The organism is Corynebacterium neomassiliense, from assembly GCF_900626215.1.
GTDB lineage: Bacteria > Actinomycetota > Actinomycetes > Mycobacteriales > Mycobacteriaceae > Corynebacterium > Corynebacterium neomassiliense.
The window spans coordinates 31,084-57,397 of the sequence record NZ_LR131106.1; the positions used below are offsets into that span (position 1 = coordinate 31,084).

General features: G+C 66.9%; 24 protein-coding genes. 20 read left to right on the forward strand and 4 right to left on the reverse strand.

The features are described from left to right. Window positions 1-19 precede the first annotated feature (19 nt). The 3 genes from E0E18_RS00155 (at window position 20) to E0E18_RS00165 (ending at window position 2,338) form a co-directional block, all read left to right on the forward strand. Complete coding sequence (locus tag E0E18_RS00155; RefSeq protein WP_066590031.1) at window positions 20-796, forward strand: chymotrypsin family serine protease; 777 nt, start codon at window positions 20-22, stop codon at window positions 794-796. Window positions 797-1,102: 306 nt separating this feature from the next. Then, window positions 1,103-1,972, forward strand: a complete 870-nt coding sequence (locus E0E18_RS00160; protein ID WP_066590029.1) for a 3-hydroxybutyryl-CoA dehydrogenase — start codon at window positions 1,103-1,105, stop codon at window positions 1,970-1,972. 168 nt (window positions 1,973-2,140) lie between these two features. Beyond that, window positions 2,141-2,338 carry a CsbD family protein gene (locus E0E18_RS00165; protein WP_110482552.1) on the forward strand — a complete coding sequence of 66 codons (198 nt, stop codon included), beginning with the start codon at window positions 2,141-2,143 and terminating at the stop codon, window positions 2,336-2,338. A 50-nt stretch (window positions 2,339-2,388) separates the two neighbouring features. On the opposite strand, the gene E0E18_RS00170 is transcribed toward E0E18_RS00165, so the two are convergent. The 3 genes from E0E18_RS00170 to E0E18_RS00180 are packed head-to-tail and all read right to left on the reverse strand — an operon-like array spanning window position 2,389 to window position 6,948. Next, window positions 2,389-4,314: an ABC transporter ATP-binding protein gene (locus E0E18_RS00170; RefSeq protein WP_237559558.1), complete on the reverse strand. Its 1,926-nt coding sequence runs from the start codon at window positions 4,312-4,314 to the stop codon at window positions 2,389-2,391. Next, entirely contained in the window at window positions 4,311-5,516 is a 1,206-nt protein-coding gene (locus E0E18_RS00175) for a MalY/PatB family protein (RefSeq protein WP_130839039.1), read from the reverse strand. The genes E0E18_RS00170 and E0E18_RS00175 overlap by 4 nt, the downstream gene beginning before the upstream one ends. Window positions 5,517-5,568: 52 nt before the next feature. Further along, the gene (locus tag E0E18_RS00180) at window positions 5,569-6,948 is read right to left on the reverse strand and encodes a carboxylesterase family protein (RefSeq protein ID WP_130839040.1); all 1,380 of its coding nucleotides are present in this window, start codon (window positions 6,946-6,948) and stop codon (window positions 5,569-5,571) included. Window positions 6,949-6,984: 36 nt separating this feature from the next. On the opposite strand from E0E18_RS00180, the gene E0E18_RS00185 reads away from it, so the two are divergent. The 15 genes from E0E18_RS00185 (at window position 6,985) to E0E18_RS00255 (ending at window position 23,399) form a co-directional block, all read left to right on the forward strand. Next, entirely contained in the window at window positions 6,985-9,075 is a 2,091-nt protein-coding gene (locus tag E0E18_RS00185) for a M3 family metallopeptidase (protein ID WP_130839041.1), read from the forward strand. A 10-nt stretch (window positions 9,076-9,085) separates the two neighbouring features. Further along, window positions 9,086-9,325 (forward strand): hypothetical protein, encoded by a 240-nt coding sequence (locus tag E0E18_RS13940; RefSeq protein WP_066589246.1) that lies wholly within the window; start codon window positions 9,086-9,088, stop codon window positions 9,323-9,325. A gap of 193 nt (window positions 9,326-9,518) precedes the next feature. Next, window positions 9,519-11,366: an AMP-dependent synthetase/ligase gene (locus tag E0E18_RS00195; RefSeq protein WP_130839042.1), complete on the forward strand. Its 1,848-nt coding sequence runs from the start codon at window positions 9,519-9,521 to the stop codon at window positions 11,364-11,366. Between the two features lie 118 nt (window positions 11,367-11,484). After that, window positions 11,485-12,180, forward strand: coding sequence for a hypothetical protein (locus E0E18_RS00200; protein ID WP_066589242.1), 696 nt, complete (start codon window positions 11,485-11,487; stop codon window positions 12,178-12,180). 14 nt (window positions 12,181-12,194) lie between these two features. Next, the gene (hemW, locus tag E0E18_RS00205; protein WP_237559559.1) at window positions 12,195-13,436 is read left to right on the forward strand and encodes a radical SAM family heme chaperone HemW; all 1,242 of its coding nucleotides are present in this window, start codon (window positions 12,195-12,197) and stop codon (window positions 13,434-13,436) included. A 10-nt stretch (window positions 13,437-13,446) separates the two neighbouring features. Beyond that, window positions 13,447-14,475 (forward strand): heat-inducible transcriptional repressor HrcA, encoded by a 1,029-nt coding sequence (gene hrcA / locus E0E18_RS00210; protein ID WP_066589231.1) that lies wholly within the window; start codon window positions 13,447-13,449, stop codon window positions 14,473-14,475. A gap of 60 nt (window positions 14,476-14,535) precedes the next feature. Then, window positions 14,536-15,672 (forward strand): molecular chaperone DnaJ, encoded by a 1,137-nt coding sequence (gene dnaJ, locus E0E18_RS00215; protein ID WP_130839043.1) that lies wholly within the window; start codon window positions 14,536-14,538, stop codon window positions 15,670-15,672. 36 nt (window positions 15,673-15,708) lie between these two features. After that, entirely contained in the window at window positions 15,709-16,479 is a 771-nt protein-coding gene (locus tag E0E18_RS00220) for a 16S rRNA (uracil(1498)-N(3))-methyltransferase (RefSeq protein ID WP_066589226.1), read from the forward strand. Between the two features lie 34 nt (window positions 16,480-16,513). Beyond that, window positions 16,514-17,605 carry a PhoH family protein gene (locus E0E18_RS00225; RefSeq protein WP_237559560.1) on the forward strand — a complete coding sequence of 364 codons (1,092 nt, stop codon included), beginning with the start codon at window positions 16,514-16,516 and terminating at the stop codon, window positions 17,603-17,605. Next, a complete protein-coding gene (gene ybeY / locus E0E18_RS00230) occupies window positions 17,602-18,240 on the forward strand; it encodes an rRNA maturation RNase YbeY (RefSeq protein ID WP_078057450.1) in 639 nt (212 codons plus the stop codon). Before E0E18_RS00225 ends, ybeY begins: the two co-directional genes overlap by 4 nt. Then, window positions 18,237-19,661: a hemolysin family protein gene (locus tag E0E18_RS00235; protein WP_130839045.1), complete on the forward strand. Its 1,425-nt coding sequence runs from the start codon at window positions 18,237-18,239 to the stop codon at window positions 19,659-19,661. The genes ybeY and E0E18_RS00235 overlap by 4 nt, the downstream gene beginning before the upstream one ends. After that, a complete protein-coding gene (gene era, locus E0E18_RS00240; protein WP_419866031.1) occupies window positions 19,645-20,619 on the forward strand; it encodes a GTPase Era in 975 nt (324 codons plus the stop codon). Before E0E18_RS00235 ends, era begins: the two co-directional genes overlap by 17 nt. Window positions 20,620-20,678: 59 nt before the next feature. Further along, window positions 20,679-21,551, forward strand: a complete 873-nt coding sequence (recO, locus tag E0E18_RS00245; RefSeq protein ID WP_130839046.1) for a DNA repair protein RecO — start codon at window positions 20,679-20,681, stop codon at window positions 21,549-21,551. After that, a complete protein-coding gene (locus E0E18_RS00250) occupies window positions 21,538-22,299 on the forward strand; it encodes an isoprenyl transferase (protein WP_066589213.1) in 762 nt (253 codons plus the stop codon). Before recO ends, E0E18_RS00250 begins: the two co-directional genes overlap by 14 nt. Then, entirely contained in the window at window positions 22,296-23,399 is a 1,104-nt protein-coding gene (locus tag E0E18_RS00255; RefSeq protein ID WP_066589207.1) for a VIT1/CCC1 transporter family protein, read from the forward strand. The genes E0E18_RS00250 and E0E18_RS00255 overlap by 4 nt, the downstream gene beginning before the upstream one ends. A 13-nt stretch (window positions 23,400-23,412) precedes the next feature. Here the strand turns inward: E0E18_RS00255 and E0E18_RS00260 are convergent, their stop codons facing one another. Next, window positions 23,413-23,853 carry a Fur family transcriptional regulator gene (locus E0E18_RS00260; protein ID WP_066589204.1) on the reverse strand — a complete coding sequence of 147 codons (441 nt, stop codon included), beginning with the start codon at window positions 23,851-23,853 and terminating at the stop codon, window positions 23,413-23,415. Window positions 23,854-24,254: 401 nt separating this feature from the next. On the opposite strand from E0E18_RS00260, the gene E0E18_RS00265 reads away from it, so the two are divergent. Together E0E18_RS00265 and E0E18_RS00270 are read left to right on the forward strand one after the other, a co-directional pair. After that, entirely contained in the window at window positions 24,255-25,637 is a 1,383-nt protein-coding gene (locus E0E18_RS00265) for a glycine--tRNA ligase (RefSeq protein ID WP_066589194.1), read from the forward strand. Between the two features lie 19 nt (window positions 25,638-25,656). Further along, window positions 25,657-26,259, forward strand: coding sequence for a hypothetical protein (locus E0E18_RS00270; RefSeq protein ID WP_066589190.1), 603 nt, complete (start codon window positions 25,657-25,659; stop codon window positions 26,257-26,259). Window positions 26,260-26,314: the final 55 nt, after the last annotated feature.

Genomic DNA, 26,314 nt, shown 5'->3' on the forward strand with positions numbered 1-26,314 from the left:
CTCAGGCTACACTGCAGCCATGAGATTCCACCGGAAAACCACTGCCCTCGGTGTGCTGGCCGTCATGGCCACCGCCGTCGCTCCTGCCGTCGCCTCACCGGCGGCAGCCACCACCACCCACGGCGGAGCTCCCATAGTCATCACCACGGACAAGGGGGACCAGGGGCTGTGCACCCTGAATTCCGTCGCCCGACAGGGAGACACCTACTACGGCATCACCGCCGGTCACTGCCTCGACCCTGAGCACCTCGGCGGCAGGGCCGTCTCCGTCAACACATTGTCCGGCGACCTGCTCGCGGACTCCGCCGATCTCAGGGACAGTGACTACGTGATGGAAGGGGACGCCAGCATCTACGCCCCTGACGCGGGACTCGACGATTTCGCGTGGTTCCGTCTCAACAGTTCAGTCGACCCGGATGACACGGGAATCAGCAGCCGTCCGAACACCGGCATCAGTGAGCTTGACGCCCTGTTCGCAGCCCCCCGGCTGGAGTCCGGTGACCCAGTCCCGGTGTCTCAGAACCTCGTCGGCACGATCGTGTGCAAGGACGGTGCGATGACCGGGCGCACCTGTGGCCCTGTCCTGTCGGTCAACACCACTTCCCAGGAAGTTTTCGCGCTGATACCCGCCATCGCCGGGGATTCGGGCAGCCCCCTCTACGTCTTCGGTGACGACGGCCGGGTGCATGTGGTGGGAACGCTCTCGAGCGGGTCGCCGGTGCTGTTCAACCTCTTCGACGGTACCCAGAGTCACATGGCGGCGGTGGGGAAGCCCGGCCCCCTCCCGCAGTCATAAGAAGACCGCAGCAGGCTGACAGTTTCCTGACAGAATCGGCCCGTATCTTCGGTGGTGTTCCCGTGATCAGCGGGAATTTCCGGACCCGAAGGGAACTCATATACGGCTGCTGCGCATTCTCCTCTTGAAACGTCAGCAGACCACCCCCGGCCACGTCAGGTGCCGGGGGTGTTCTGTGTCCGGTACACCGGACTGTCGGGATTGTCCCGGGTAACATCTCACCGACACCGTGATACGGGTTACACTATGAAGATATAAGTGATCTGCTGGTCGGCACCGGCCGGCCCGTACAGCAAGGAGCAGTGGATGGTTCAGCGTGTAGGCGTCATCGGAGCAGGCCAGATGGGTGGAGGCATCGCCGAGGTAGCGGCCCGCTCAGGCAGTGAGGTCCTGGTCTGGGAGACCGAGCAGAGGTTCCTCGACACGGGGAAGGCGAGGATCGAAAAGTCGCTTGCCAGGGCCGTCGACAGGGGAAAACTCACCGAGGAAGACAGGGACGCCGCCCTCGGTCGGCTGACATACACCACCGACCTCGCGGATTTCGCGGACCGTGAACTGGTGATGGAGGCCATCATCGAGAACGAAGACATCAAGAAGGACGTCTTCTCCAGGCTCGACGCCATTGTCGAGGACACGTCCGCTCCCCTGTGCTCCAACACCTCCTCGCTGCCGATCCAGTCGATCGCCTCGGCCACGAAACACCCGGAAAGGGTCATCGGCCTGCACTTCTTCAACCCGGTGCCGGTGCTCAGGCTTGTGGAGGTCATCCCCGCGCTCACCACCTCGGACGCCACCGTGGAGACCGCCCGCACCTACGCCACCGAGGTTCTCGGCAAGACCGCGATCCTGGCGAAGGACCGGTCCGGATTCATCGTGAACTTCCTGCTGGTCCCGTACCTCCTCTCGGCGGTGCGGATGGTCGAACAGGGTGTGGCATCGAAGGAGGACATCGACACCGGCATGAAGCTCGGCGCGTCCCACCCCATGGGCCCGCTGACACTGGCGGACATGGTCGGACTGGACACCTGCGCCTTCATCGCCGACGTCATGCACGAGGAGTACGGCGACCCCTCCTACGCATGTCCTCCGCTCCTTCGCCGGATGGTGCAGGCGGGACACCTGGGCAGGAAGACAGGCAGGGGTTTCTACGACTACACCCGGGATTCCGGCAACTGAGCCATATGCACCTGCCGGACAGTTCGGGTAGAAGTGGAGGAAGACTGCGCGACAGCGCGGCAGCAGTACCACAACGGTGCGGTACCGCCGGCGCAGACAGCATGACGCCGGCAGTCGGACCACCACAACCAGACCAGAACTATCAGGGAGTTGAGCGCCATGTCCGGAATTGACGACGCAAAGAACAAGGCTGAAGGGCTGGCAGGCCAGGCCAAGGAAGCCCTCGGTGACGCCACGGGCAACGAGTCACTGGAGAACGAGGGCCGTGCAGACCAGGTCAGGTCCGAGGTCAAGGAAAAGTTCGAGGAGATCAAGGACAAGGTCACGGACGCCGCGAACAGGATCATCGGTGGCGCCAAGGACTGATCAGGGTCTGATCAGGGTCTGAGCAGGCTCTGATCGGGGTCTGGGCAGGGTCAGGGCCCTACCCCGTCCCGCGGTGAACCCCCGTCGTCGACAGTCACGTCGTCGTCGGGGGTTGTCCCATGGAAACCGAAGCTACGCAGCCGCCGGCGGTCCTCCTCCGACGAACTGGCGGTGAGCCGGAGCAGCTCGGCGTAGATCCCTCCCGAGACCGCCAGCCGGGAAGGGGGACCGATTTCGTCGACACGTCCGCCGTCGACGGTGACGATCGTGTCCACTGTGGCGATGGTGGACAGCCGGTGGGCGATGACCAGGGTGGTCCGGCCGACCATCAGCTCTTCCAGCCCCTGCTGGACCGCCTGCTCCGAGCGCGTGTCCAGCGCGGACGTCGCCTCGTCGAGGACGAGGATCGGGGCGTCCTTCAGCATGGCCCGGGCGACGGCGATGCGTTGCTTCTGCCCGCCGGACAGGCGAAGTCCCCGCTCACCGATCAGAGTGTCGTAACCGTCGGCGAAGCCGCGGATGAACTCGTCGGCGTTGGCCCGGCGGGCCACCTCCCTGACCTCTTCGTCGGTGGCGTCAGGTCTGGCGTAGGCGATGTTCTCCCGTATGGTCCCGGAGAACAGGGACGGCTCCTGGAAGACCACGCCGACCATGCTCCGCAACTGGGCGGAGGTCAGGGCGGAGGTGTCGTGGCCGCAGATCCTCAGGTGCCCGCCGGTGGGCCGGTACAGTCCGAGCAGCAGGTTGACCAGGGTCGACTTCCCGCCACCCGACTCGCCGACGAGAGCGACCTTCTCATTGTGGTGGGCGGTGAAACTGACCTGGTGGATCACCTCGTCGGCGGCGTCGGAGGAGTCGTAGCCGAAGGACACCCGGTCGAAGTCGATCACCGGGGCGTCCGGTGACGTCGGTGCCGGGACAGCGACCGTGCCCGCAGGCTCCACCAGGTCCGGACCCGTCGGGGTCGCGGCGTCCAAGAGAGCCGGATCCGAGGTCGGTTCCGGGGTCTCGTCCATCGCCTCGAAGTAGTCCCGGGACCCCGCGGCGGCCTTCTGAGCCGAATCCACCATCCAGCTCATCATCGACGCCGGCCCCCTCACCGTCGCCACGAGCTGGACCAGCAGCACCATGTCACCCAGGCTGAAATGTCCCTGCAGCGTGCGCAGGAAGAGCATCAGGTAGATCGCCAGAAAGATCACGTTCATCCCGCCGGTGCGCACCGTGTCCATGAGGTGCCACCACCGTGACTGTGACTTTGTCAGGTCCACGGTGTCGGCGAAATGCTCCTGGAAGTGACGCAGCTCCCGACGTTCGGTGACGAAGGACTTCACCACCTTCACCTGGCCGATGACCTCGGCGAAACGGCCCTGCGCGACATCGATGTGCCGGTTCTTGTCGACCTCCCACCTCATCCATCGCCGACTTGTCAGCGCCGTGAGCCACAGGTACAGGGGAAAGATGATGACGAGCAGGAGAGCCAGGGGGAGGTAGTACCAGGCGACTACGGCGAGCACCAGGACGACCGTCAGCAGCATCGAGAAGAAGTTGTTCGCGAAACTCTGGATGAACTGGGTCAGGCCGAGGATCGACCGGTCGAGCCGGGAGATGACGGTACCGGTCACCTGTCGGTCGAAATACGTCTGCGGCAGTGAGAGCAGCCGTGCGAAGTACCTGTCTGACAGCAGCTGCCGCATCCGGACGCCCAGGACGTCACCGAACCAGCCGCCGATGTTGTGGACGACAGTGAAGGCCAGTTCCGTCGCGAACAGTCCGAGGGCGATGAGTACGACAGCCTTCGTCGCATCCGGGATGTCGCGTCCCCCGCCCGCGGCGTCCACGATCACATCCGTGGCAGCCTTGATGAGGAACGGTGACGCCAGTGTCAGCAGGGCGGTACCGGTGGACGCCACGACCACCATGACATAGTACGGCCACAGCTGCCGGGTCGAACGCAGGATACGGGTGAGACTGTTCACTTGTCTCCCGAACAGTTCTCGCCGCCGTGCAGGTCAGCCGAGCTGATGCGGTCCAGGGCCTCGTCGATGACCTCCCGTGAGGTGCCGAAGTTCAGCCGTGCATGACCGGCGCCCACAGTCCCGAAGTCCGTGCCTTCGTTGAGTGCCACCTTCGCGAAAGTGCGCAGACGCTCCGCCGGACGGGTGACGGTCCCGTCCGCACCGCGCAGCCGGTCGACCTCGGACAGGTCGAGCCAGGCGAGGAAGGTGGCCTCCTGGCGGGGCAGCCGCACCCCGGGCAGCACGCGGGGGAGCTGTTCAGCCAGGTACCCCCAGTTCGCGTGGAGATGGTCGACCTCCTCCAGCAGCCAGTCGTAACCGCTGGTGTACGCGGCGGTGGCCGCAGCCGTCCCGATGGTCGAGGCTTCCCCTGTCAGCAGGTTCGACAGGTGTCCGATGGTGCGGGCGTCCTCGGCGGAGGTGGAGATGATCTGCGCGCACTTCAGTCCCGCGGTGTTCCACCCCTTGGACGTGGCGGTGACGGTGACGGTGATCTCCGCCGCCGTGTCCGAGACACTCGCTGTGGGGATGTGGTGCCCCGAGAAGACCAGGGGTGCGTGGATCTCGTCGGAGATGATCCGGACACCGTGGGCGTCAGCCAACCTGACCACCGCGCGGAGTTCCTCGGCGGTGAACGCCCTGCCCAAGGGATTGAAGGGGTTGCACAGGACCATGGAGCCGACCCCGTTCGGGTTGGCGTCGGAGGTGAAGGCCCGTTCCAGTGCGTCGAGGTCGAAGGTGTCGCCCTTCATCGGCACATAGATCACCGGGCGCCGTGTCGCCTGGGGAATCTTCTGGAAGGGAGGGTAGGCGGGCATCGGGATGACGATCGTCGACCCCTCACCGGTCAGTGCCTCGATCGCCACCATCACGCCCTTGACCACGTCAGGGCAGTATGTCACGGCAGCGGGGTCGATCACCCACCCGTGACGACGCTCGACGAAGGACGCCACCGCCTCGGCGAGGTCCCGGGACGCCGGCCCCGCCACCGGATATCCGAAGTACTCCCGGTCCACGGCGTCCTGCACCGCCGCGGCGACGGCGGGGCAGGTCCCGAAGTCAGTTTCAGCGACCCAGAGGGGCAGGACGTCGGCAGGGTAGCGCGTCCACTTCATCGTGCCGCGGGCACGCAGGGTCTCCAGGGAAGGGAAGGTGAGAGTCATGCGGTTCAGTGTAGGGCCGGGCCCGACAACCGGGCGAGTGACGGTCACCCGGTCACAGTGGCAGCAGGGTCCGGACAGTGCGGAGGATGTCCCGACCGGTCGTGGAGGGACCACCGGTCAGGTCGAAGATGCGTGAGATCCGCCCCTCCGCCCACCGCGGCCACCCCGGCTCCCGGCCGTGGGCGAAGGACACGATCTCCGAGCGCAGCTCCCTTCCCAGCCCTTCCAGACGGTGCGGGGCGTCAGGCCCGCAGAATCTCCGCACCAGTGGGGGGTCGACACCGACGGTGCCGAACAGTACGGGGAGTTCACCGCAGTGGAGAGCGTCGATCCGCTGCCCGTCGGCCAGCTCCCCGCCCCGGAACTCACAGGCCCAGACATCACGGCCGGGAGCGGCCTCGAGCAGTCCAGAGGCCCACCGTCGGACCATCGTGTCGCCGACGGTCCGTCCCAACGGGCGGTCACCGTCGACCTGACGGCACCATGCCGCGAGACTGCCCGGAGGGACCCCCAGCGCCAGCATCCCCGGGGCCAGAACCCCGGCGGGGAGACCGGAACGGTGCAGCCACCGGTCCGTCCCGGCCACCCCGGGGAAGCGGACCAGTTCATCCTCCATGGTCGAGACCAGCAGAGGGACGTCACGCAGCCGGTGCAGGTCGACCGGTCCCGGCCCGAGGGCGCAGTCGGTGGCGTAGACGCCGGCGAGCAGCCGGTACGCCCGCCGCAGCCGGTCCTCGCCGAGATCGCTGACCCGTTCCAGGGTGAGGGGACCGCCGAGACCCGCCGCCGTGACCGCCCGGCGCAGCCTCCAGCCGTTGCGCGGCCGGATCCTCGGCAGTCCCGGAGACAGGACCACGGCCCGGTGGAACAGGGCGTCCGCACGGCGTTCGGTGAGCAGCTGCATGATCAGCCCGCCGCCGGCGGACTGGCCCGCCAGGGTGACATTGTCCGGGTCACCGCCCACGGCGGACACGGCGTCCTGCACCCACCGCAGAGCGTGGACGAGGTCATCCACCCCCCGGAAAGCGCCGGGGGTGTCCCCGTCCAGGGGGATGAAACCCTCGAGACACTTCCGGTAGTTCAGGGTCACCACGACGCACCCCGCTGACGCCAGGACCGACCCGTCGTAGAATCCGTCGTCACCGTGGCCCTCCTCGAAACGGCCCCCGTGGATCCACGCGATGACGGGACAGGACGCCACCTCCGCCCCCTCCGGGGCGAAGACGGAGACGGTGGTGGCCGTTCGCAGACCCCGGCGGCGGGAGGAGTCGGAGCAGTCCAGCACCCCCTGCCAGGACTCCGGCGGTGCCGGCGGGGCGAACCCCGGACTGTGCGCCACAGGCACAGCGCGGAACACGTGGACGCCACCGCGGCGGGTGCCGGAGACGGTGCCGTGCGGGGTGGTGAACAGCGGTGCCCGGGAGTCGGTCATGCGGACCACTCTAGGGCCCCGGCTACCCTTGAGGGCATGAATCCGCTGCTGGAACCTTCCCCCCTCGACCACGAACTCCCGGACTTCGCCGCGGTCCGGGTCAGCGACCTGGTGCCGACCTTCCGCACCGCACTGCAGGAGCACGACGCCGAGATCGCCGCGATCACAGGTCTCAGCGAACCCCCGACCTGGGAGAACACCATGGACGCACTGGAGGCGTCCGGCCAGATGCTGCAACGTGTGCTGGCCATCGTGTTCAATTACGCGGGGACGGACGCCACCGACGAGATCACCGCCGTCGAGGAGACCGTGGCGCCGGAGCTCTCCGCCCACAACTCCCGCATCCTGCTCGACCGGGAGCTGTACGCCCGGGTGAAGGCAATGCCTGCCCAGCCCGAGGGAAGTGAGAACGCCGCTCTGCTCGACCACTGGCTGCGAGCCTTCCGCAGGGGAGGGGCGGACCTCGACGACGCCGGTCGGGAGGAACTGGCGGCGATCGACACCCGCCTGGCGGAACTGTCCACCAGGTTCTCCCGCAACCTCATGGAGTCCACCGTACGCAACGCCGTGGCCGTGACCGATGAAGCGAAACTGGAGGGCCTCGACGAGTCGCGCCGGGAGCAGCTGCGCGCCGACGCGGAGGCGGAGGGCAGACAGGGCTGGCTGATCCGGCTCGGACTGCCGGCCGTGCAGCCGGTGCTGGAGGAGCTCGCCGACGCGGACCTGCGCCGCGAGATCGCCTCGGCATCGCGGGCGCGCGGCAGTGCAGGAGCGGCGGACAATTCCGGTGTGGTCCTGGAGACCGTGAGATTGCGGGCCCGGCGTGCGGAGCTTCTGGGCTACGCCCACCATGCGGAGTTCGTGGCGGAGGGGGAGACTGCAGGAACGGTCGACGCTGTCGAAGAGCTGCTGGACACGGTGACACCGGCGGCCGTCGACAACGCCCTCGGCGAGCACAAGCGTGCCCTCGATCTCGCGCACGTCAACGGAGTGGAGGCGGAGACCCTCGGCGAGGCGGACCTGCCCTACTGGTCCGCCAGACTGCGCGAGGAGGACCTGGCGGTGGACACCTCCGGGCTCAGAAAGTACTTTCCGCTGACCAGGGTGCTGCGTGACGGCGTCTTCTACGCGGCCGAACGGCTCTACGGAATCCGGGTCACCCCCAGGGACGATCTGGCCGGATACCACCCGGATGTCAGGGTCTGGGAGGTCAGTGAAGGTCCGGACCGGGGCGGAGAGTCACTCGGTCTGCTGCTCACCGACCTGTACGCCCGTCCGACGAAAAGGGGCGGAGCGTGGATGAGCAGCTTCGTCGACCAGAACAGGCTGCTGGGGCAGACTCCGGTGGTCGTCAACGTCCTCAACATCGCCAGGCCGGCGGAGGGGGAGGAGGCGTTACTCTCCCTCGACGAGGTCACCACGCTGTTCCACGAGTTCGGGCACGGACTGCACGGACTGCTCTCCGATGTGCGGTACCCGTCACTGTCGGGGACCAACGTGCCCCGGGACTTCGTGGAGTTCCCGAGTCAGATCAACGAGAACTGGGCGCTGGAGCCGGAGGTCCTCTCCCACTACGCGCGGCACGTCGAGACCGGGGAGCCGCTGCCTCCTGACCTGGTGTCGGCGGTGAAGGCCGAGGCCCGGTGGGGGCAGGGGGTCGCCCTGACGGAGTTCATCGCCGCTTGCCGGGTGGACCTTGCCTGGCACCGGCTGTCGTCCCGCCGGGCCGCCGAGGTCACCGATGTGGCGGCGTTCGAGCGTGCGGCGCTGGAGGACGCCGGTCTCACAGTTCCCGGTGTGGGGCCCCGCTACTCCTCGACCTTCTTCAGCCACATCTTCGCCGGCGGCTATTCGGCGGACTACTGGAGCTACCTGTGGGCGGAGGTTCTCGACGCCGACGGCTTCGACGGTTTCGTCGACACCGGTGCGGCCGCCGGAGAGGTGACACAGCATCCGGACCCGGACGACGTGCGTTTTGCGGGGGAGAGGTTCCGGCGGATGATCCTGTCGCGTGGTGCGACGATCGACTACGACGACGCTTTCTGGATGTTCAGGGGCAGGCAACGCAGTGTCGCACCGTTGCTGAGCCGACGGGGACTGTCCGGGTCGGGGCCGGTGTCCGGGTAGTATCGACCGGGTGACGGACGGATTCGAGCAGTGGGTGATCGGCCTGCCGGTGTGGTTCCAGACTCCTCTGGTGCTGGCGGCACTCTCTGTCGTCGCTCTGGCGGCGGCAGTGGTCCTGCTCCGCGTCCTTGCCCTTGTTCTTCCCCCTGACGAGGCGGAGCGCCGGGCTTTCGGTGGTGTCTCCCGTGGCAGCGGCGGTTCCGGTGCCGGACCGGGTGACAGAGACAGGGAAGGAGGTGCCCGGCGGTGAAGCAGCATTCACGGGTACGGCAGGCCCTGGTCCTCCTTATCGTTTTCCTTGTAATAGTATGGGCGGTCACGGCGATTTTCTGAGCTGATCTTCCCGATTTGTCCCGCGACAGAATCCCCGGGGGTATGTTCGCATATTGATGATTTCACAATGTGTCGCGAGCCACACTCAGGCACTGACTGTAAGGAGAGACATGCAGGAGTACTCCTCGGAGGCACTGTTCACGGTCGGAGAGAACGAAACCTGTCTGACCGTTCTGCGCGACAACACCCGACGTCGGCCGCAGACCGTTCTCTACAGCCGCCCCCGGAAGTTCGAGTGGGTCGACGTCCGGGCCGACGAGTTCCTCCGCGAGGTCTACGGTGTCGCCAAGGGTCTCATCGCCAACGGTGTCGAACAGGGTGACCGGGTGGTCCTCATGTCGGACACCCGCTACGAGTGGAACCTCTTCGACTTCGCGATCATGGCCGCGGGCGCGGTCTCCGTGCCGATCTACCCCTCGTCCTCGACCTCGCAGTGTGAGTGGATCGTCGAGGATTCCGGGGCACGGATCGGGATCGCCGAGAAGTCCGGCCACGCCACCCGCCTGGAGACGTTCGTCAACTCCGGTTCCCCGGCAACGAGTGCGGGACCGGACAACGGGTCAGGCGCCCACCTCGACCGGGTCCTGACCATCACCGAAGGGGCGGTCGACACGCTCATCGAGGAAGGGAAGGACATTTCCGACGCCGACGTCGACGCCAGGATCGACGCCACCCGATCCTCCGACCTTGCGTCCCTGGTCTACACCTCCGGCACCACAGGCCGGCCCAAGGGTTGCAGGCTGCTGCACTCCAACTGGCTCGGTGAGGTCCGTGCGATCCTCACGAACCCGATCGGCGGCATCGCCGTCGAAGGCAACCGGGGCCTGACATTCCTCCCCCTGGCGCACGTGCTGTCCCGGGCGGTGTCACTGGCGACCACCCTGGGCGGGGCGACCCAGTCACACTGGTCGGACATGTCCACCCTCGTCCCCGAGTTCACCCGAGCCCAGCCGCATCTCATCCTCGGCGTCCCCAGGGTCTTCGAGAAGGTGCACGCCGGGGTGAAGTCGAAGGCCGTCGACGGAGGAGGCGTCGGCGCGAAGATCTTCCCCCTCGCGGAGAAGACCGCCGTCGAGTACTCCAAGGCCGCCGACACCCCTGAGGGGCCCGGTCGACTGCTTCGTGCGCGCCGTGCCCTGTTCGACCGGCTGGTCTACCGCAAGGTGCGTGAAGCGCTCGGCGGCGCACTGCAGTACTGCATTTCCGGAGGTTCGGCGCTGAACCCCGAGCTCATGCACTTCTTCCGCGGTATCGGCGTCCGGATCTACGAAGGCTACGGCATGACCGAGACAACGGCCGCCATCGCCGTGAACTTCGAACCCGACAACATCATCGGCACCGTCGGCAAGCCTGTCGGCGGCAACACCGTCCGAATCGCCGCCGACGGTGAGATCCTCATGAAAGGCGTCGTCGTCTTCGACGGCTACTGGAACAATGAGGAGGCGACCAGGGAGAGTTTCACGGAGGACGGTTTCCTGCGCTCCGGAGACCTCGGCGCCCTGCTGCCGACCGGCCACCTGAAGATCACCGGCAGGAAGAAGGAGATCATCGTCACCGCAGGAGGCAAGAATGTCTCCCCGGGGCCGCTGGAGGACATACTGCGCTCGGCTCCGCTGATCTCCCAGGCGATGGTCGTCGGAGACGACCAGAAGTTCGTCGGCGCCCTCATCACCCTGGACGAGGATGCCCTCCCGGCGTGGAAGAAGCGCAACAACGTCGACGCCGACACCCCGGTGCGAGAGCTGGCGAAGAACCCGGTCCTGCGCGCGGAGATCCAGGACGCCGTCAATGAGGCGAATGACACCGTCTCCCACGCCGAAGGCATCAAGAAGTTCCGGATCTGCGCCCGTGACTTCAGTGAGGAACGGGGCGAGATGACACCGTCGATGAAGGTCAAGCGGTTCGCCGTGGCGCGGAACTTCGCCGACGACATCGCGTGGATCTACACCTCCCACTGACCTCTGGAGAACCCGTCCTCCACACCCGTCACACCCCGGCCCCGCCTCCCGTGGCCGGGGTGTCGTCTGTCCTATGGTTGTCACGTTCCACCATGACGCCTGAGGAGAGGAGACCGACGTGCACGATGCCGCCCGCCTGCGTCTCCGGGAGCTCACCCAGGGTGTGTACGACATCGGTGACGAGATCGCGGAGGGTATCGACCACGTCGCCGCGGCAATGACGGACTGGGACGTCCTGCTGGTCGGGGACTGCATGGAGGAGCTCGCCGAGTCCGTGGAGCAGGGCAGACCGGAAGTGCGCCAGTATCTCGCGGAGCTCAACGGGCTGCGCCAGGCGTTCGTCTCCGGGGTGAACGCGGGGACCCTGTCGGCACCCACGGACACCTGGTACCACCCGGGCCGGACCCTGTCCTTCCTGCATCCCCGGCAGAAACTCCCGGATTCCACCGCGCAACCCGTGCCGGAGCCGCCGGTGGTCAGCACGGCGACACTGAGGATGACACTGCGGAGACGCAACGAAGAACTCACCGGGGAGCTCGCCGAGCTCGCAGAGTGGGTCGTCGCCCAGACCGAGGAAGCTGTCGAACGTCAGACAGTCCTGCTTCCTCAGTCGTTCGCCCGCGCCTGGCGTCACACCAGGGACACGGTGGCGACCTGGAACCGGGAGGTCGTCGGCGACCACGCCGCTCTGGTCGCCGACATGCAGGGGGAGGCGCCTCCGGAGTTCCTGGCTGAACGAGCCAGGGTCGAGAGAGTCCTCGCGCGTGTCAGGGCCCGTAACCGCAACCGACGCCGCGGTTCGGCGGTGGGATGAGTACGCTGCAGTCAATGGACACGCAGCCAATGGACACGCAGCCAGCGGACACGCAGCACGACACACACGGCCTGTACATCCATGTCCCGTTCTGCACCACCCGTTGCGGATACTGCGACTTCAACACCTACACTCCCGGCGAGGACGGCACCTCCTCGGTGGAGACCTACCTCAGTTCCCTGGAACGTGAACTGGACCGGGCGGCAGCTGACTGGGACCGCCCGGGGCCGCCGTCCACGGTGTTCATCGGGGGAGGCACCCCGTCCCTGCTGGGCGCGGACGGACTTGCCGGGGTGCTGCGCGCGGTGCGGCGCAGCCTCGGTCTTGCACCGGACGCCGAGGTGACCACGGAGTCCAACCCGGAATCAACCTCACCGGAATTTTTCGCGACCCTGCTGGACGCAGGCTTCACCCGGATCTCGCTCGGCATGCAGTCCGCCTCAGCCCGGGTGCTGAAGATCCTGGAACGCAACCACACCCCGGGACGGGCCACCGCCGCGGCGGTGGAGGCGACCGGGGCCGGGTTCAGACATGTCAACCTCGACCTCATCTACGGCACGCCCACGGAGACCGACGAGGACCTGAGACGTAGCCTGGACGCCGCCCTGGCGACCGGGGTGGACCACATCTCGGCCTATTCGCTCATCGTCGAGGACGGCACGGCCATGGCCCGCAAGGTCCGCCGGGGCCAGCTTCCCGCCCCCGACGAAGACACCTACGCCGACCGTTACGAGATGGTGGACGCCGCGCTCCGGGACGCCGGAATGCACTGGTACGAGGTCTCCAACTGGGCGCGACCGGGTGGGGAGTGCAGGCACAACCTCGTCTACTGGCGGGGTGGCCAGTGGTGGGGTGCCGGTCCGGGAGCCCACGGTTGCGTACGTCTGCGCGAGGGTGTCGAGGGCAGTCACGACGGCACCACCAGGCTGGTCAACGCGAAGCTTCCCCGCCGGTACGCGGAGGCACTGTCCTCCGGAGGTTCGCCGGTCACCGGGGTCGAGATGCTCAGCGCCGCCGACGCTCACGTGGAGAGGATCATGACGGGGCTCCGTCTGTCCGAAGGTCTGCCCGACGAGATGCTCGCGGGGGCCCCGGAGACGGTGGCCCGGCATGTCGGTCTCGGGCTGCTGGAAAAGTCCGGGGGGCGAACCAGGGTCACCGACGCCGGGCGGCTGCTCGCCGACGGCATCATCACCGACATCCTCGTCGAGGAGGACCGACGCTGTGTCGGCGCCGGCCGGTCCGGGACCTATTAGGCTTGGACCTATGACGAAGGCGAGTACGGCAGATCAGCGACGCGGAGAAGTGCTGCGGGCCATTGTCGCGGACTTCATCTCCACCCAGGAACCTGTGGGCTCGAAGGCGCTGGTGGAGAGGCACAGTCTCGGGGTGTCCTCGGCCACCGTACGCAACGACATGGCCGTGCTGGAGTCCGAGGGCTTCATCACCCAGCAGCACGCCAGTTCGGGGAGGATCCCCACGGAGAAGGCCTACCGTGTGTTCGTCGACGGGATCCACCGCATCAAGCCGTTGAGTGCCCCGGAACGCCGCGCGATCCTCCGTTTCCTCGAGGAGGGTGTCGACATGGCCGATGTCCTGAGACGCAGTGTCCAACTGCTCGCCCAGCTGACCCGGCAGGTGGCTGTCGCCCAGCTGCCGGACCTGAGGAGAGGGCGTGTCAAGCACTGTGAAGTGGTGAAGCTGGCACCGTCCCGTCTGCTGCTGGTGCTGATCACCGACACCGGGCAGGTAGACCAGCGAAACGTGGATCTGACTGCCCCCCTCCCGGACGATGACGTGCCTCGCCTGAGGGACCTCATCAACTCCACTCTCGTCGGGCACACCCTCGACGACGCTTCGGCGGAGATCGCCGCAATGGCCTCGGGTGAGGATCTGAGAGTTCCCCCGGAGCTGAAGGACGCCGCACTGGCCTGTGCCACGGTCCTTGTCGAGACGATGCTGGAGCGGTCCAACGACCGGCTGATGATCGCCGGTACACCGAACATCGTCCGTGTCGGCGAACTCGAGGGCGTGCTCGACGCCCTCGAGGAACAGGTCGTGGTTCTCCGGCTCCTGTCCGGTGTCCGGGACCTGGGAGTCTCGGTCACGATCGGGGAGGAGAACACTCCCGCGGAACTGCAGTCCGCCACGGTGGTGTCCACCGGCTACGGCTCCCGTGACGAGATTCTCGGGGGGATGGGCGTCCTGGGGCCGACCTACCTGGACTACCCCGGAACCATCAGTTCGGTCCATGCCGTCGCCCACTATGTCAGCCGCATCCTCGCGGGAGAGTAGAATGCCGACGGAGTACCACAACTGAGAAAGCAACTGGGAAAGTAAAGGAACAGGAATCCCTTGGCTCGTGACTACTACGCCATTCTCGGCGTCGAGCAGGATGCGACGGAGGCCGAGATCAAGAAGGCCTACCGTCGTCTCGCCCGTAAGTACCATCCTGACGTGAACCCGTCCGAGGAGGCGGCGGAGAGGTTCCGTGAGGCGTCACTGGCGCAGGAGGTCCTCACCGATCCCGAGAAGCGGCGCATCGTCGACGCCGGTGGGGATCCCGAGGACCCCGGTTTCGGTCGCGGGGCGGCCGGCGGTTTCAACGCCGGTGGCTTCGGTGACATCTTCGACGCCTTCTTCGGCGGCGGTGGCGGTGGGGGTCCGCGTGCCTCGCGGGTGCGCCCCGGCAGTGACGCCCTGCTGCGGATGGACCTGACCCTGGAGGAGTGCTTCACCGGGGTCCAGAGGGAGGTCACCGTGGACACGGCCGTGCTCTGTGACGTCTGTGACGGCACGGGTTCGAAGTCGCATTCTGCGCCGGTGACCTGCCCGACCTGTCACGGTCAGGGGCAGGTCATGGAGATCCAGCAGTCCATCCTCGGACGTGTGCAGGTAGCACGGGCCTGCCCGCGGTGCCAGGGTACCGGGGAGATCATCCGGGACCCCTGCGAGGAGTGTGCCGGTGATGGTCGGGTCCGCGCCCGTCAGGACATCACGGTGAACATTCCGGCCGGTATCCGGGACGGTATGAGGATCCGGATGTCCGGCAAGGGCGAGGTCGGGCCCGGCGGTGGCCCCTCCGGGGACCTCTACGTCGAAGTCCGTGTCGAGGAACACCCCTGCTTCGTCCGCGAGGGTGATGACCTGCATGTGACAGTGCATGTCCCGATGGTGGACGCTGCACTGGGAACCAGTGTCGACGTCGACATGCTCGATGACTCGGTGGTTACCGTGGCCGTGGAACCGGGCACTCAGCCCGAGGCTGTCGTCCGGGTGAAGGACGCCGGAATGCCCCATCTGCGTCGAGAGGGACACGGCAACCTCATCGCCCATGTCGACGTGTCGGTGCCCACCGAGCTCGACCGGCGGTCCCGGGAGCTGCTCGAGGAGCTCCGCGACCGTTCCCAGGAGACCTCGGGGGTGCGGACCACGGAGAATGAGCGTTCCGGCGGGCTGTTCTCCCGGCTGCGCGGAAAGTTCGGCCGGTAGCGTGACCGATCTGTGTCACCCCGGGGTGAACCGCCCATGACCGACCCGGTGTTCCTCGTTCCGGATCTCCCGGCCCAGATCGACCGGGCCGGGGTGACGGGGCTGCTCAGGCTGCCTCCTGCGGAGGCGAGACATGCCGGGGTCAAACGTATCCGTCGTGGCGAACAGATCGTCCTCACCGACGGTGCAGGCCTGGGCGTCACCGCCACCTGGACCGGGGAGGGTGACACAGCGACCGGAACGGGCGTGCTGCCCCGGCGTACCCCCAGACCACGGGTGACGGTGGTGCAGGCGTTGCCGAAGGCGGAGCGCTCCGAACTGGCGGTGGATCTGGCGGTCCAGGCCGGTGCGGACCGGATCATCCCCTGGCAGGCTGACCGCTGCATCGCGAAGTGGGACAGGAAGGCTGCCAAGGCCAGGTCCCGCTGGGAGGCCACCGCTGTCAGTGCGATGAAGCAGTCCCGCAGGACCGAGGGTGCTGTGGTGGGTGAGCTGCTCACCGACATCGCGGGCCTGCCGCGTGCACTTTCCGGGAGGCCCTGGCGGGAACCGGTGGAGACGACCAGGATCCTGGTCCTCCACGAGGAGGCGGCCACGCCCCTGGCGGAGATCGACCTCGACGTGGACGAGATCGTGCTCGTCATCGGTCCGGAAGGCGGGGTGTCGCCGCGCGAGCTCGCGGTCGTCGCCTCATTCGATGATCCGGGTGGACCGGTCGTCCTCGGCCCGGAGGTCTACCGTTCCGCCGCTGCCGCGGCGGTCGCACTCGGGGCCGTCGGCGTGCTCACGGACCGCTGGGCACGGTAGACTTCACCGGCGAGAACAGTCACACAGGAGAAATGTGAAGCAACCAACGAGGCGTATCGCCTCCACCACGGTCGAGCTCGACCCGGACACGGCACAGACGGTGGCAGGGACCGCAGACGAGAACCTGCGCATCATCGAGGACCATGTCGCCGCGGACCTGCTGAGCCGTGGCAACAGTGTCACGGTCCGGGGGGAGGCCGCCCAGGTCTCCCGTGCGCGCCGCGTCCTGCGGGAACTCGAGTCCATGGCCTCACGTGGTCACGTGATCACACCTGACCTGACCAGGAGGGCGGTCGACCTCGTCGACGCGGACCCGCCGTACGCCGCCGGTGCCGCCGGCGAGGGCGTGACGTCGGGCCACGGACCGGGCACGGTCACCGGTATGGCGGATATCGCCGGTGACGCCATCGTCACCAGACGGGGCCGGACAGTCAGACCGAAGTCCCGCGGACAGCGTGAGTACGTCGACGCCGTCGACACCTCCACCGTGGTGGTCGGTGTCGGTCCCGCGGGCACCGGGAAGACCTACCTCGCTGTCGCCAAGGCTGTCCAGGCGCTGCAGAAGCACGAGGTCACCAGGATCATCCTCACCCGACCGGCTGTCGAGGCGGGGGAGAAGCTCGGTTTCCTCCCCGGCACTCTCGGCGAGAAGATCGACCCGTACCTCCGCCCCCTCTACGATGCGCTGGGGGACATGCTCGACCCGGAGGCGGTACCGAAACTCATAGAGTCCGGTGTGATCGAGATCGCACCGTTGGCGTACATGCGTGGGCGCACGTTGAATGACGCCTTCGTCATCCTTGACGAGGCGCAGAACACGACACCGGCGCAGATGAAGATGTTCCTCACCCGGCTGGGGTTCGGCACGAAGATGGTCGTCACCGGTGACCTCACCCAGGTTGACCTGCCCACCCACCAGACCAGTGGTCTGACTGTGGCACGTCAGGTCCTGGAGGGGGTGGACGGGGTGGCGGTCACCGAGTTCGACAGTTCCGATGTGGTCCGCCACCACCTGGTGGGTCGGATCATCGAGGCCTATGACCGGTTCGAGGCGGAGGCCGGTGCGGCCGCAGAGCTTGCCCGGCAGGACCGCGAGGAGATCCGGGCGGAAAGGAAGAGACGATGAGTATCGAGGTCTACAACGAGTCCGGGGTCGGCGAGGTCAACGAGGAGGAGCTCATCGACGTCGCCCGCTTCGCCCTGTGGAGCCTGGACGTGCACTCCTCCGCGGAGCTGGCGATCCACATCGTCGACCCGGACACCATCGCCGACCTTCACCTGCGCTGGCTCGATCTTCCGGGGCCGACCGACGTGATGAGCTTCCCCATGGACGAACTGACGCCGGGATGGGGTCGCAAGGACGGCCCTCCGCCGGGTCCGGGCGTCCTCGGGGACATCATGCTGTGCCCCGAGTTCGCCCGTGGCCAGGCTGACCGGGCGGGCCATCCGCTGGCGCATGAACTTGACCTGCTCACCGTCCACGGGGTCCTGCACCTTCTCGGTTTCGATCATGTCGTGCCCGAGGATGAGCAGCGGATGTTTGCCCTGCAGAACGAGATCCTCGCCAACTGGTACGACTCGCAGGTCGAACGTGGCGTCCACTTCGCACCCAAGCCGACCGGGGCGGGGGCCTTCCCCTCCGCGGCGGACCGTGACGACACCGGGGACGCCGGGGATCCCGGGGAGTCCCGGGACCCGGGGCATCCGGACAGTGGCACCGACTCACCCGGCACCGGCTCACCCGGCGCTTCTGAATCATGACCGGGCTCACCCTTGTCGGGTTACTCGCCCTCGCCGTCGTCGTGGTACCTGTCGCCGGGATCGTCTCCTCGGTGGAGACGGCGCTCTCCCAGCTGTCCGTCGCACGGGTGGAGGCTCTCGTCAAGGCCGACCGTCCCGGCGCCCCGCGACTGCAGCGGGTGATGGACCGCAGGCCGGACATCATCAACCTCCTGGTGCTCGTACGGACCGTGCTGGAGGCCTCCGCCGCAGTGCTGGTCACCATCGTCGCCGAAACACTCGTCGAACCCACCGGGTGGGCCATCGTCGTCGCCGTGGTCGTCTCGACCCTGCTGATCTACGTCATCGTCGGCGTGATTTCCCGTACTGCAGGACGCCGCAATCCTTACTCCCTGTCGCTGCGGGCGGCACCTGCGGTGCTCGTCGCGGCGAAGGTCCTGACCCCGTTCTCCCGCCTGCTCATCCGTGTCGGCGGTCTGTTCACCGGCGGCGGCGCCCTGAAGGCGGGTCCCTTCGCCTCCGAGATTGAACTGCGGGAGGCCGTGGACATCGCCTCGGAGCGCGGAGTCGTGGAACGGGACGAGCGCAAGATGATCCAGTCCGTCTTCGACCTTGGCGCGACGACCGCCCGGACCGTGATGGTGCCCCGCCCTGAGATGGTGTGGATCGAGCAGGACAAGACAGCGGTCCAGGCCACCCGGCTCTGCATCCGTTCAGGGCTGTCACGTATCCCCGTCGTCGGGGAGAGTGTCGACGACATTGTCGGTGTGGTGTACCTGAAGGATCTCGTCACCCGGACCTACGACGCCGGCCAGGAGGCGAGACTGGTGCTCGTCTCCGAGGTGATGCGTGAACCGTTCTTCGTCCCGGACTCCCGGATGCTCGACGATCTGCTGGAGGACATGCAGAGAGACCAGATCCACATCGCCGTCCTCGTCGACGAGTACGGCGGTACCTCGGGACTGGTGAGTATCGAGGACATCCTCGAGGAGATCGTCGGTGAGATCAGCGACGAGTACGACGGTTCCGCTGTCGCCGACATCGAGGAGCTCGGACCGGGAAGCTACCGGGTCGTGCCGTGGCTCAGCCTGGACGACCTCCGCGAACTCTACGAGGACGCCGGCGTGGAGTTCGACGACGACGAGTACGAGGACGTGGAGACCGTCGCAGGTCTCGTCGCCTTCGAACTTGACCGGGTCCCGCTGCCCGGAGCCGAGGTGGATGTGGCGGGACTCCACCTGACATGCGAAGGTGGCAGGGACAGACGTGGACGGGTGAAGGTCCGTTCCGTCGTCGTCACCGGCCCTGCAACCGGCCCCGCCACCGGCCCTGTGACGGGCCCGGTCCGCAGCGAGGTACCCGACACCGCCGGGCCTGACACCCTGTCAGACGGCACCGACAACCATCACACGACCGGAGAACCCGATGACCGACAGTCCTGACTTCCCCTCCCTCCCGGAGGACGCCGCCGCGCCGGTGGACTTCTCCGCCCCGGAGGGCTTCCGGAGCGGTTTCGTCAGCTTCGTGGGACGGCCGAACACCGGCAAGTCCACCCTGACGAATGCGCTGGTCGGCGAGAAGATCGCGATCACCGCCGATCAACCCGAGACGACCCGGCACCCGATCCGGGGAATCGTGCACCGTCCGGACGCGCAGGTCATCGTCGTCGACACGCCGGGTCTCCATCGGCCGCGCACCCTGCTGGGCGAAAGGCTCAACGAGGTCGTCAAGGAGACCTACGCCGATGTGGACGTCATCGGACTGTGCATCCCCGCCGACGAGAAGATCGGACCGGGTGACCGGTGGATCCTTGACGCGGTGAGGGCGTCCGCCCCCCGTACACCGGTCGTCGGCATCGTCACGAAACTGGACAAGGCGTCCAGGGACGAGGTCGGGGCCCAGCTGGTCGCTCTGCACGACCTCCTCTCCGGTGACGGGGTCGACGCCGAGGTCGTGCCTGTATCGGCGAAGGAGCAGGTGCAGCTCGATGTCCTGCTGGACGTCATCACAGGTCTGCTGCCCGAGGGGCCGAAGTTCTACCCGGACGACCATGTCACCGACGACGACCGTGAGACCCGGATGTCCGAGCTGATCCGCGAGGCGGCACTGTCGGGACTGCACGACGAGCTTCCACATTCGGTGGCCGTGCAGATCGACGAGGTCTTCCCGTCCGAGGACAGGGAGGGAGTGCTCGAGGTGCACGCGGTGATCTTCCTGGAACGGGAAGGCCAGAAGAGGATTCTCCGCGGGAAAGACAACCGGCGGTGGGGGAGGATCATCCACAACGCCCGGCAGTCGATCATCGGACTGGTCGGACAGAACGTCTACCTGGACCTGAGGGTGAAGGTCGCCAAGAACTGGCAGTCCGATCCGAAACTGCTCGGACGGCTGGGTTTCTGACGCCGGGACCGTAGGCGGGCGGACGGTGCCGATGCGGGCCCGGGCGCTAGACTCAGGGCATGCCGAAAACCTCCCGTCCCAGTTACCGGGACGAGGCTTTCGTGGTGCGTACCTACGACCTGGGGGAAGCTGACCAGATCATCGTGCTGCTGACCCGCCACCACGGCATCGTCCGGGGGGTGGCCAAGGGGGTGCGGCGCACCAGGTCCCGCTTCGGCGCGAGGCTTGACCGTTTCTGCCTCGTGGACGTCCTCATCTATCCGGGGCGCAACCGGTCGAAGCCCGACGGGGGACTTGCGGTCCTGTCGGATGCGGCCGCGGTGCGCACCTACGCGCCCGCCATTGTCGCGGATGTCGACAAGTTCTACGCGGGGGTGGCGATGCTGGAGATCACGGAACTGGTCGTGCGCGGTGACGACAGTGACGCCGAAACGGTGCTCGAGCTACTGGATGCGGCACTGGGCGACCTCGCGGCATCCACGAAGCCGGGCACAGGACCGGGCACAGGGAGGTCCACTGCCCCTGACACCACGGGGACGCTTCCGCAGACCGTCTCAGGCTCCGGAACCCTGACCACGCTGCTGCCTGCCGTGACACAGGCGGACCGGCTCGTACTCGAGGTACTCACCGCCACAGGGTGGGCACCGTCACTGGTGGACTGCGCCCAGTGTGGTGCGCCCGGCCCTCACCGGGCATTCCATCCCGGTGCCGGAGGGGCGGTGTGTGTCAGATGCCGCCCTCCGGGTGCGGTGGAGCCGGACCCTGCCGCTGTCCGGGTGCTGTGGCTGCTCAGCCACGGCAGGGAGTCCGCGGTGGCGGAGATCGCGGCGTCCCCCGACGGAGGCGGGATCCTGCGGGAGGCGCACTCTCTTCTGCTGGCACACACCAGGTACCAGACGGAGAACGGCTGCCGGGGCTATGCCGCCCTGTAGGCTCTATGCCGTGACTTCATCGCCTTCCCGCCCCGAGATCCCCGCAGAGTTCGTTCCCCGCCACATCGCCCTGGTGATGGACGGGAACGGCAGGTGGGCCACCGGTCGCGGACTGCCCCGCACCGAAGGACACCGCAGGGGCGAGGCCGTCCTGATGGACCTTGTGGACGAGTGCCTGGAACTCGGGGTGGAGTGGCTCTCCGCCTACGCCTTCTCCACTGAGAACTGGCGCCGGAGCGCAGAGGAGGTCCGGTTCCTCATGGGCTTCAACCGGGACGTTCTGCGTCGCCGCCGGGACGAGCTGGACGCCAAAGGCGTCCGGGTGCGGTGGGCGGGGCGTCGGCCCCGGCTGTGGCGGTCGGTGATCTCCGAACTGGAGAAGGCGGAGGAACAGACGCGGGACAACTCCCGGCTGACCCTTGTCATGTGCGTCAACTACGGCGGTCGCGCCGAAATCACCGATGCCGTGAAGGCTGTGGCCGCCGACATCGCCGCGGGGAAGCTGGATCCCCGGGAGGTCACCGAAAAGCGGTTCGCCACTTACCTCGACGAGCCGGAGATGCCGGACGTGGACCTCTTTCTCCGTCCCTCGGGTGAGCAGCGGATCTCGAACTTCCTGCTGTGGCAGTCCGCCTACGCCGAGATGGTGTACCAGGACGTGCTCTTCCCCGACTACACGAGGGATGACCTGCGGGAGGCGGTGCTCGAGTACGCCCGCCGTGACAGAAGGTTCGGTGGTGTGAAATGACCGGGGAGGACCAGCCCACCAGAAAAGACCTGAAGAGGTGGCGACGCTACCTCGCCGATGAGCGGGCCGAGGGTGTGGTCTATCGTGAACTGGCACGTAACCGGACGGGCGAGGAGCGGGAGATACTGCTCGGTATCGCCGAGGCGGAGGCCCGCCACGAGCAGTACTGGAGGGACCGTCTCGGTGATGAGGTCGGGCTTCCGCAGAAGGCGAGTCTGCGGACCCGGATGAACGCCTGGCTGGCCCGCCGGTTCGGTTCGGTGTTCGTCCTGGCGCTGATGCAGTCGGCAGAGGACCGCAACAACTACCTCACCGACGCCGAGCGCAGCGATGACCTGGCGAAGATGGCTGCCGATGAGAAGATCCACGCGGAGATCGTCAGGGGACTGGCGACCCGCGGCAGGGCGCGGATGTCAGGGGACTTCCGGGCGGCGATCTTCGGCGCGAATGACGGGCTGGTATCGAACTTCGCCCTGGTACTCGGCATGTACGGAGCGGGGGCGGGGCAGTCGACGGTTCTCGCGGCAGGCATCGCCGGTCTGCTGTCCGGAGCCCTGTCCATGGCGGCGGGGGAGTACGTCTCCGTGACCTCGCAGAAGGAGCTTCTGGACGCCTCGATCCCGGATCCGGGCACGAAGGAGGCGGTCCCGAAGCTGGACGTGGAGCGCAATGAACTCGAGCTGGTCTACCGCGCCCGGGGGATGGGTCCTGAGGAGGCGAAGCAGAAAGCTCACCTGGTCTTTGAGCGGATGAACGACCTCGACGCGCTGGACACGGTGGACGAGTCGGAGGTGGAGGAGGTGAGACTCGAGCAGGACCAGGGCGGGTCGGGTCTGTCTGCGGCGGTGTCGAGTTTTCTGTGCTTCGGTACGGGTTCGCTGATACCGGTGATTCCGCTGATCTTCGGCATGTCCGGTCTTCCGGCGATGGTGACTGCGGCGGCGCTTGTCGGGGTGGCCCTGCTGTGCACCGGTGCGCTGGTGGGACTGTTGTCAGGAAAGCCGCCGCTGTGGCGGGCTCTCCGGCAGCTCGGGATCGGTCTGGGGGCGGCCCTCGTCACGTTCGGGCTGGGGACGGTCTTCGACGTGGCGACGGGCTGAGCCGCAGGTCGGTTCAGGATGCCCGGCGACGGGCGGCACAGTCGGGGCACAGTCCGAAGACGTCGGCGGTGTGCCCGGCGAGGGTGAAGCCGTGGTCTGCTGCCACCCGCGCCGCCCACGCCTCCACCGGGCCGCCGTCGATCTCCACGGTCTTCCGGCAGTTGGTGCAGACGAGATGGTGGTGATGGTGGTCGGTGGAACAGCTGCGGTAGAGCATCTCCCCGGAATCGTCCTGGAGTGTGTCGACCATCCCGGCGGCGGTGAGCTGCTGCAGGGTGCGGTACACGGTGGTCAGTCCGACCTTCTGTCCGCTGGCGGTGAGGGCGGCGTGGATGTCCTGGGCGCTGGTGAAGCTTGTCAGTCCGTCGAGGGCGCCGACGACCGCGGTGCGCTGCCTCGTGGTGCGTTGACCGATGCGCGGTCGGTCGTCTGAATGGTCCCTTGCAGTGTTCATGATGACCCCAGCCTAACCCGGTGATCCGGGATTTGACAGCAACCCGAGGTCGCCGTAAATTGGGGACAGTTCCCCTGGTGCGGGTGTTAACCCCCCCCAACGCCCCGCCAGTTAACGGGGAACAAGGCCCCATCCTTTCGAGGACAGCGTGGCCGGGGCCCGCGATAATCCCCCCCAACTTCGCGGGCCCTTTTTTAATGCCCGGGTGCTGCTGTGTCGGTCGCGTCCCGGTCCTGTCCTGCCTCTGTCCTGGCTCTGTCCTGCCTGTGTCCTGCGGGGCAGGAGGACGAACCCGGGCAGGACGGTGGGTCACCACCCCGGTAAATGGCCACGGGGGAGAACCCCGGTAGGATGAGTCTGATTGTCCACGAGTGAGCCTTCCGAGGAGCGTGCCGAAGCACATGGCTGCCAGCAGCATCGATACCGTCGTCAACCTCTGTAAGCGCAGGGGCCTGGTCTTCCCGGCCGGCGAGATCTACGGCGGTACCCGCTCCGCCTGGGACTACGGTCCCCTCGGCGTGGAGCTGAAGGAGAACATCAAGCGCCAGTGGTGGCGCCACATGGTGACGTCCCGGCGGGATGTCGTGGGTGTCGACACCTCCGTCATCCAGCCCCGCCAGGTGTGGGAGGCGTCCGGCCACGTGGAGGTCTTCACTGACCCGCTGGTCGAGTCGCTGTACACCCACAAGAGGTACCGTGCGGACCATCTTCTTGAAGCATACGAGGAGAAGCACGGCCATCCGGCGCCCAACGGTCTGTCTGACATCAACGACCCTGAGACCGGTCAGCCGGGGAAGTGGACCGAACCCCGTGCGTTCTCCGGTCTGCTGAAGACCTACCTCGGCCCGGTGGACGACAAGGAGGGTCTGCACTACCTGCGCCCGGAGACCGCACAGGGCATCTTCATCAACTTCAAGAATGTGCTGGGAGCCTCCCGCCAGAAGCCGCCTTTCGGTATCGCCAACACGGGAAAGTCCTTCCGTAACGAGATCACCCCGGGCAACTTCATCTTCCGCACCCGCGAGTTCGAGCAGATGGAGATGGAGTTCTTCGTCAAGCCGGGTGAGGATGAGGAGTGGCACCAGAAGTGGATCGACGACCGGTACAACTGGTACGTCGACCTCGGTATCGACCCAGACAACCTGCGCCTGTTCGAGCACCCCCGGGAGAAGCTCTCCCACTACTCCAAGCGCACGGTCGACGTCGAGTACGCGTTCGGTTTCCAGGGATCGAAGTGGGGTGAGCTGGAGGGTATCGCCAACCGCACCGACTACGACCTGAAGACCCACATGGAGCACTCGGGGGAGGACCTGTCCTACTTCGACCAGGCCACCGGTGAGCGGTGGATCCCGTATGTCATCGAGCCGGCCGCGGGCCTCGGCCGCGCGATGATGGCCTTCCTCGTGGACGCCTACTCCGAGGATGAGGCCCCGAACACCAAGGGTGGCGTGGACAAGCGGGTGGTGCTGCGTCTGGACCGACGCCTCGCCCCGGTGAAGGTCGCTGTGCTGCCGCTGTCGAAGAAGGAGACGCTGACGCCGACGGCGGAGAAGATCGCCGACGACCTCCGGTCCCTGTGGAACGTCGACTACGACACATCCGGAGCGATCGGTCGTCGTTACCGTCGCCAGGACGAGATCGGCACCCCGTTCTGTGTCACCGTCGACTTCGACACTCTCGAGGACAACGCCGTGACGGTGCGGGAGAGGGACACCATGGTCCAGGAGCGTGTCAGCCTGGACAAGCTGCAGAGCTACCTCGCTGCCGAGCTGGCCGGCTGCTAGAGGAAGTCAGGACGCCGACATGCCGAATCCGGACATCCGCTGGGCCCCGCCTTCGGACGGGCACACCTTCCCCATCTACGCCGGTCCCGTCGCGGACATGGAGAGGGTGGGGGAGTTCTCTGTCGAGCGCGACACCGCCACCCTGCGGTTCGCCGGTGACACCTGGCAGCTGGAGGCGGGCAAGGGGCCGGTGATGCGCGCGACAACGTCGCCGGACACCGGGTCACAGGTGTTCACGGCCACCGGTGACGGGGAGTCTTTCGGCCGGTCGACGAATGTGCTGTGCACGGTGGACCGCCATCAGGTGGTCATCCACCGGGAGTCCCGCAAGGAGTATGTCATCCTCGACGCCTCGGGCAGGGGTGGGCCGGGTCAGGAGGAACTCGATCTGCAGAAGGCGCCGAAGGTAGGTCAGTTCTCCGCTGAATCGGGTGCACTGAAGAAACTGCATGTCGAGTTCGAGGGGGCCGGACAGTCGCTACCTCTGGACGCCCAGGTGTTCATTTCCTGGGTGGCCAGGCATGCGATCGAGTCGCGGATGATCTCGTCGACGTGGGCGATGACGCTCTTCCTGGTGATCCTGATTCCGCTGATTCTGCTTTACCTGCTGAACGTCATCTGACCGGCGCCCTGTCAGTTGTGGCGGGAGGTGGCGCGGGGGCAGGGGGCGGCTCCGT

What these genes read in the sequence shown, in the direction of transcription:
- E0E18_RS00220 (WP_066589226.1), top strand. Translation starts at nt 15,709, where the DNA reads ATGACCGACCCGGTGTTCCTCGTTCCGGATCTCCCGGCCCAGATCGAC.
- E0E18_RS00195 (WP_130839042.1), top strand. Translation starts at nt 9,519, where the DNA reads ATGCAGGAGTACTCCTCGGAGGCACTGTTCACGGTCGGAGAGAACGAA.
- hemW (WP_237559559.1), top strand. Translation starts at nt 12,195, where the DNA reads ATGGACACGCAGCCAATGGACACGCAGCCAGCGGACACGCAGCACGAC.
- E0E18_RS00260 (WP_066589204.1), bottom strand. Translation starts at nt 23,853, where the DNA reads ATGAACACTGCAAGGGACCATTCAGACGACCGACCGCGCATCGGTCAA.
- E0E18_RS00250 (WP_066589213.1), top strand. Translation starts at nt 21,538, where the DNA reads ATGCCGCCCTGTAGGCTCTATGCCGTGACTTCATCGCCTTCCCGCCCC.
- E0E18_RS00155 (WP_066590031.1), top strand. Translation starts at nt 20, where the DNA reads ATGAGATTCCACCGGAAAACCACTGCCCTCGGTGTGCTGGCCGTCATG.
- E0E18_RS00235 (WP_130839045.1), top strand. Translation starts at nt 18,237, where the DNA reads ATGACCGGGCTCACCCTTGTCGGGTTACTCGCCCTCGCCGTCGTCGTG.
- E0E18_RS00180 (WP_130839040.1), bottom strand. Translation starts at nt 6,948, where the DNA reads ATGACCGACTCCCGGGCACCGCTGTTCACCACCCCGCACGGCACCGTC.
- era (WP_419866031.1), top strand. Translation starts at nt 19,645, where the DNA reads ATGACCGACAGTCCTGACTTCCCCTCCCTCCCGGAGGACGCCGCCGCG.
- recO (WP_130839046.1), top strand. Translation starts at nt 20,679, where the DNA reads ATGCCGAAAACCTCCCGTCCCAGTTACCGGGACGAGGCTTTCGTGGTG.
- E0E18_RS00255 (WP_066589207.1), top strand. Translation starts at nt 22,296, where the DNA reads ATGACCGGGGAGGACCAGCCCACCAGAAAAGACCTGAAGAGGTGGCGA.
- ybeY (WP_078057450.1), top strand. Translation starts at nt 17,602, where the DNA reads ATGAGTATCGAGGTCTACAACGAGTCCGGGGTCGGCGAGGTCAACGAG.
- E0E18_RS00160 (WP_066590029.1), top strand. Translation starts at nt 1,103, where the DNA reads ATGGTTCAGCGTGTAGGCGTCATCGGAGCAGGCCAGATGGGTGGAGGC.
- E0E18_RS00270 (WP_066589190.1), top strand. Translation starts at nt 25,657, where the DNA reads ATGCCGAATCCGGACATCCGCTGGGCCCCGCCTTCGGACGGGCACACC.
- hrcA (WP_066589231.1), top strand. Translation starts at nt 13,447, where the DNA reads ATGACGAAGGCGAGTACGGCAGATCAGCGACGCGGAGAAGTGCTGCGG.
- E0E18_RS00265 (WP_066589194.1), top strand. Translation starts at nt 24,255, where the DNA reads ATGGCTGCCAGCAGCATCGATACCGTCGTCAACCTCTGTAAGCGCAGG.
- E0E18_RS00175 (WP_130839039.1), bottom strand. Translation starts at nt 5,516, where the DNA reads ATGACTCTCACCTTCCCTTCCCTGGAGACCCTGCGTGCCCGCGGCACG.
- E0E18_RS00185 (WP_130839041.1), top strand. Translation starts at nt 6,985, where the DNA reads ATGAATCCGCTGCTGGAACCTTCCCCCCTCGACCACGAACTCCCGGAC.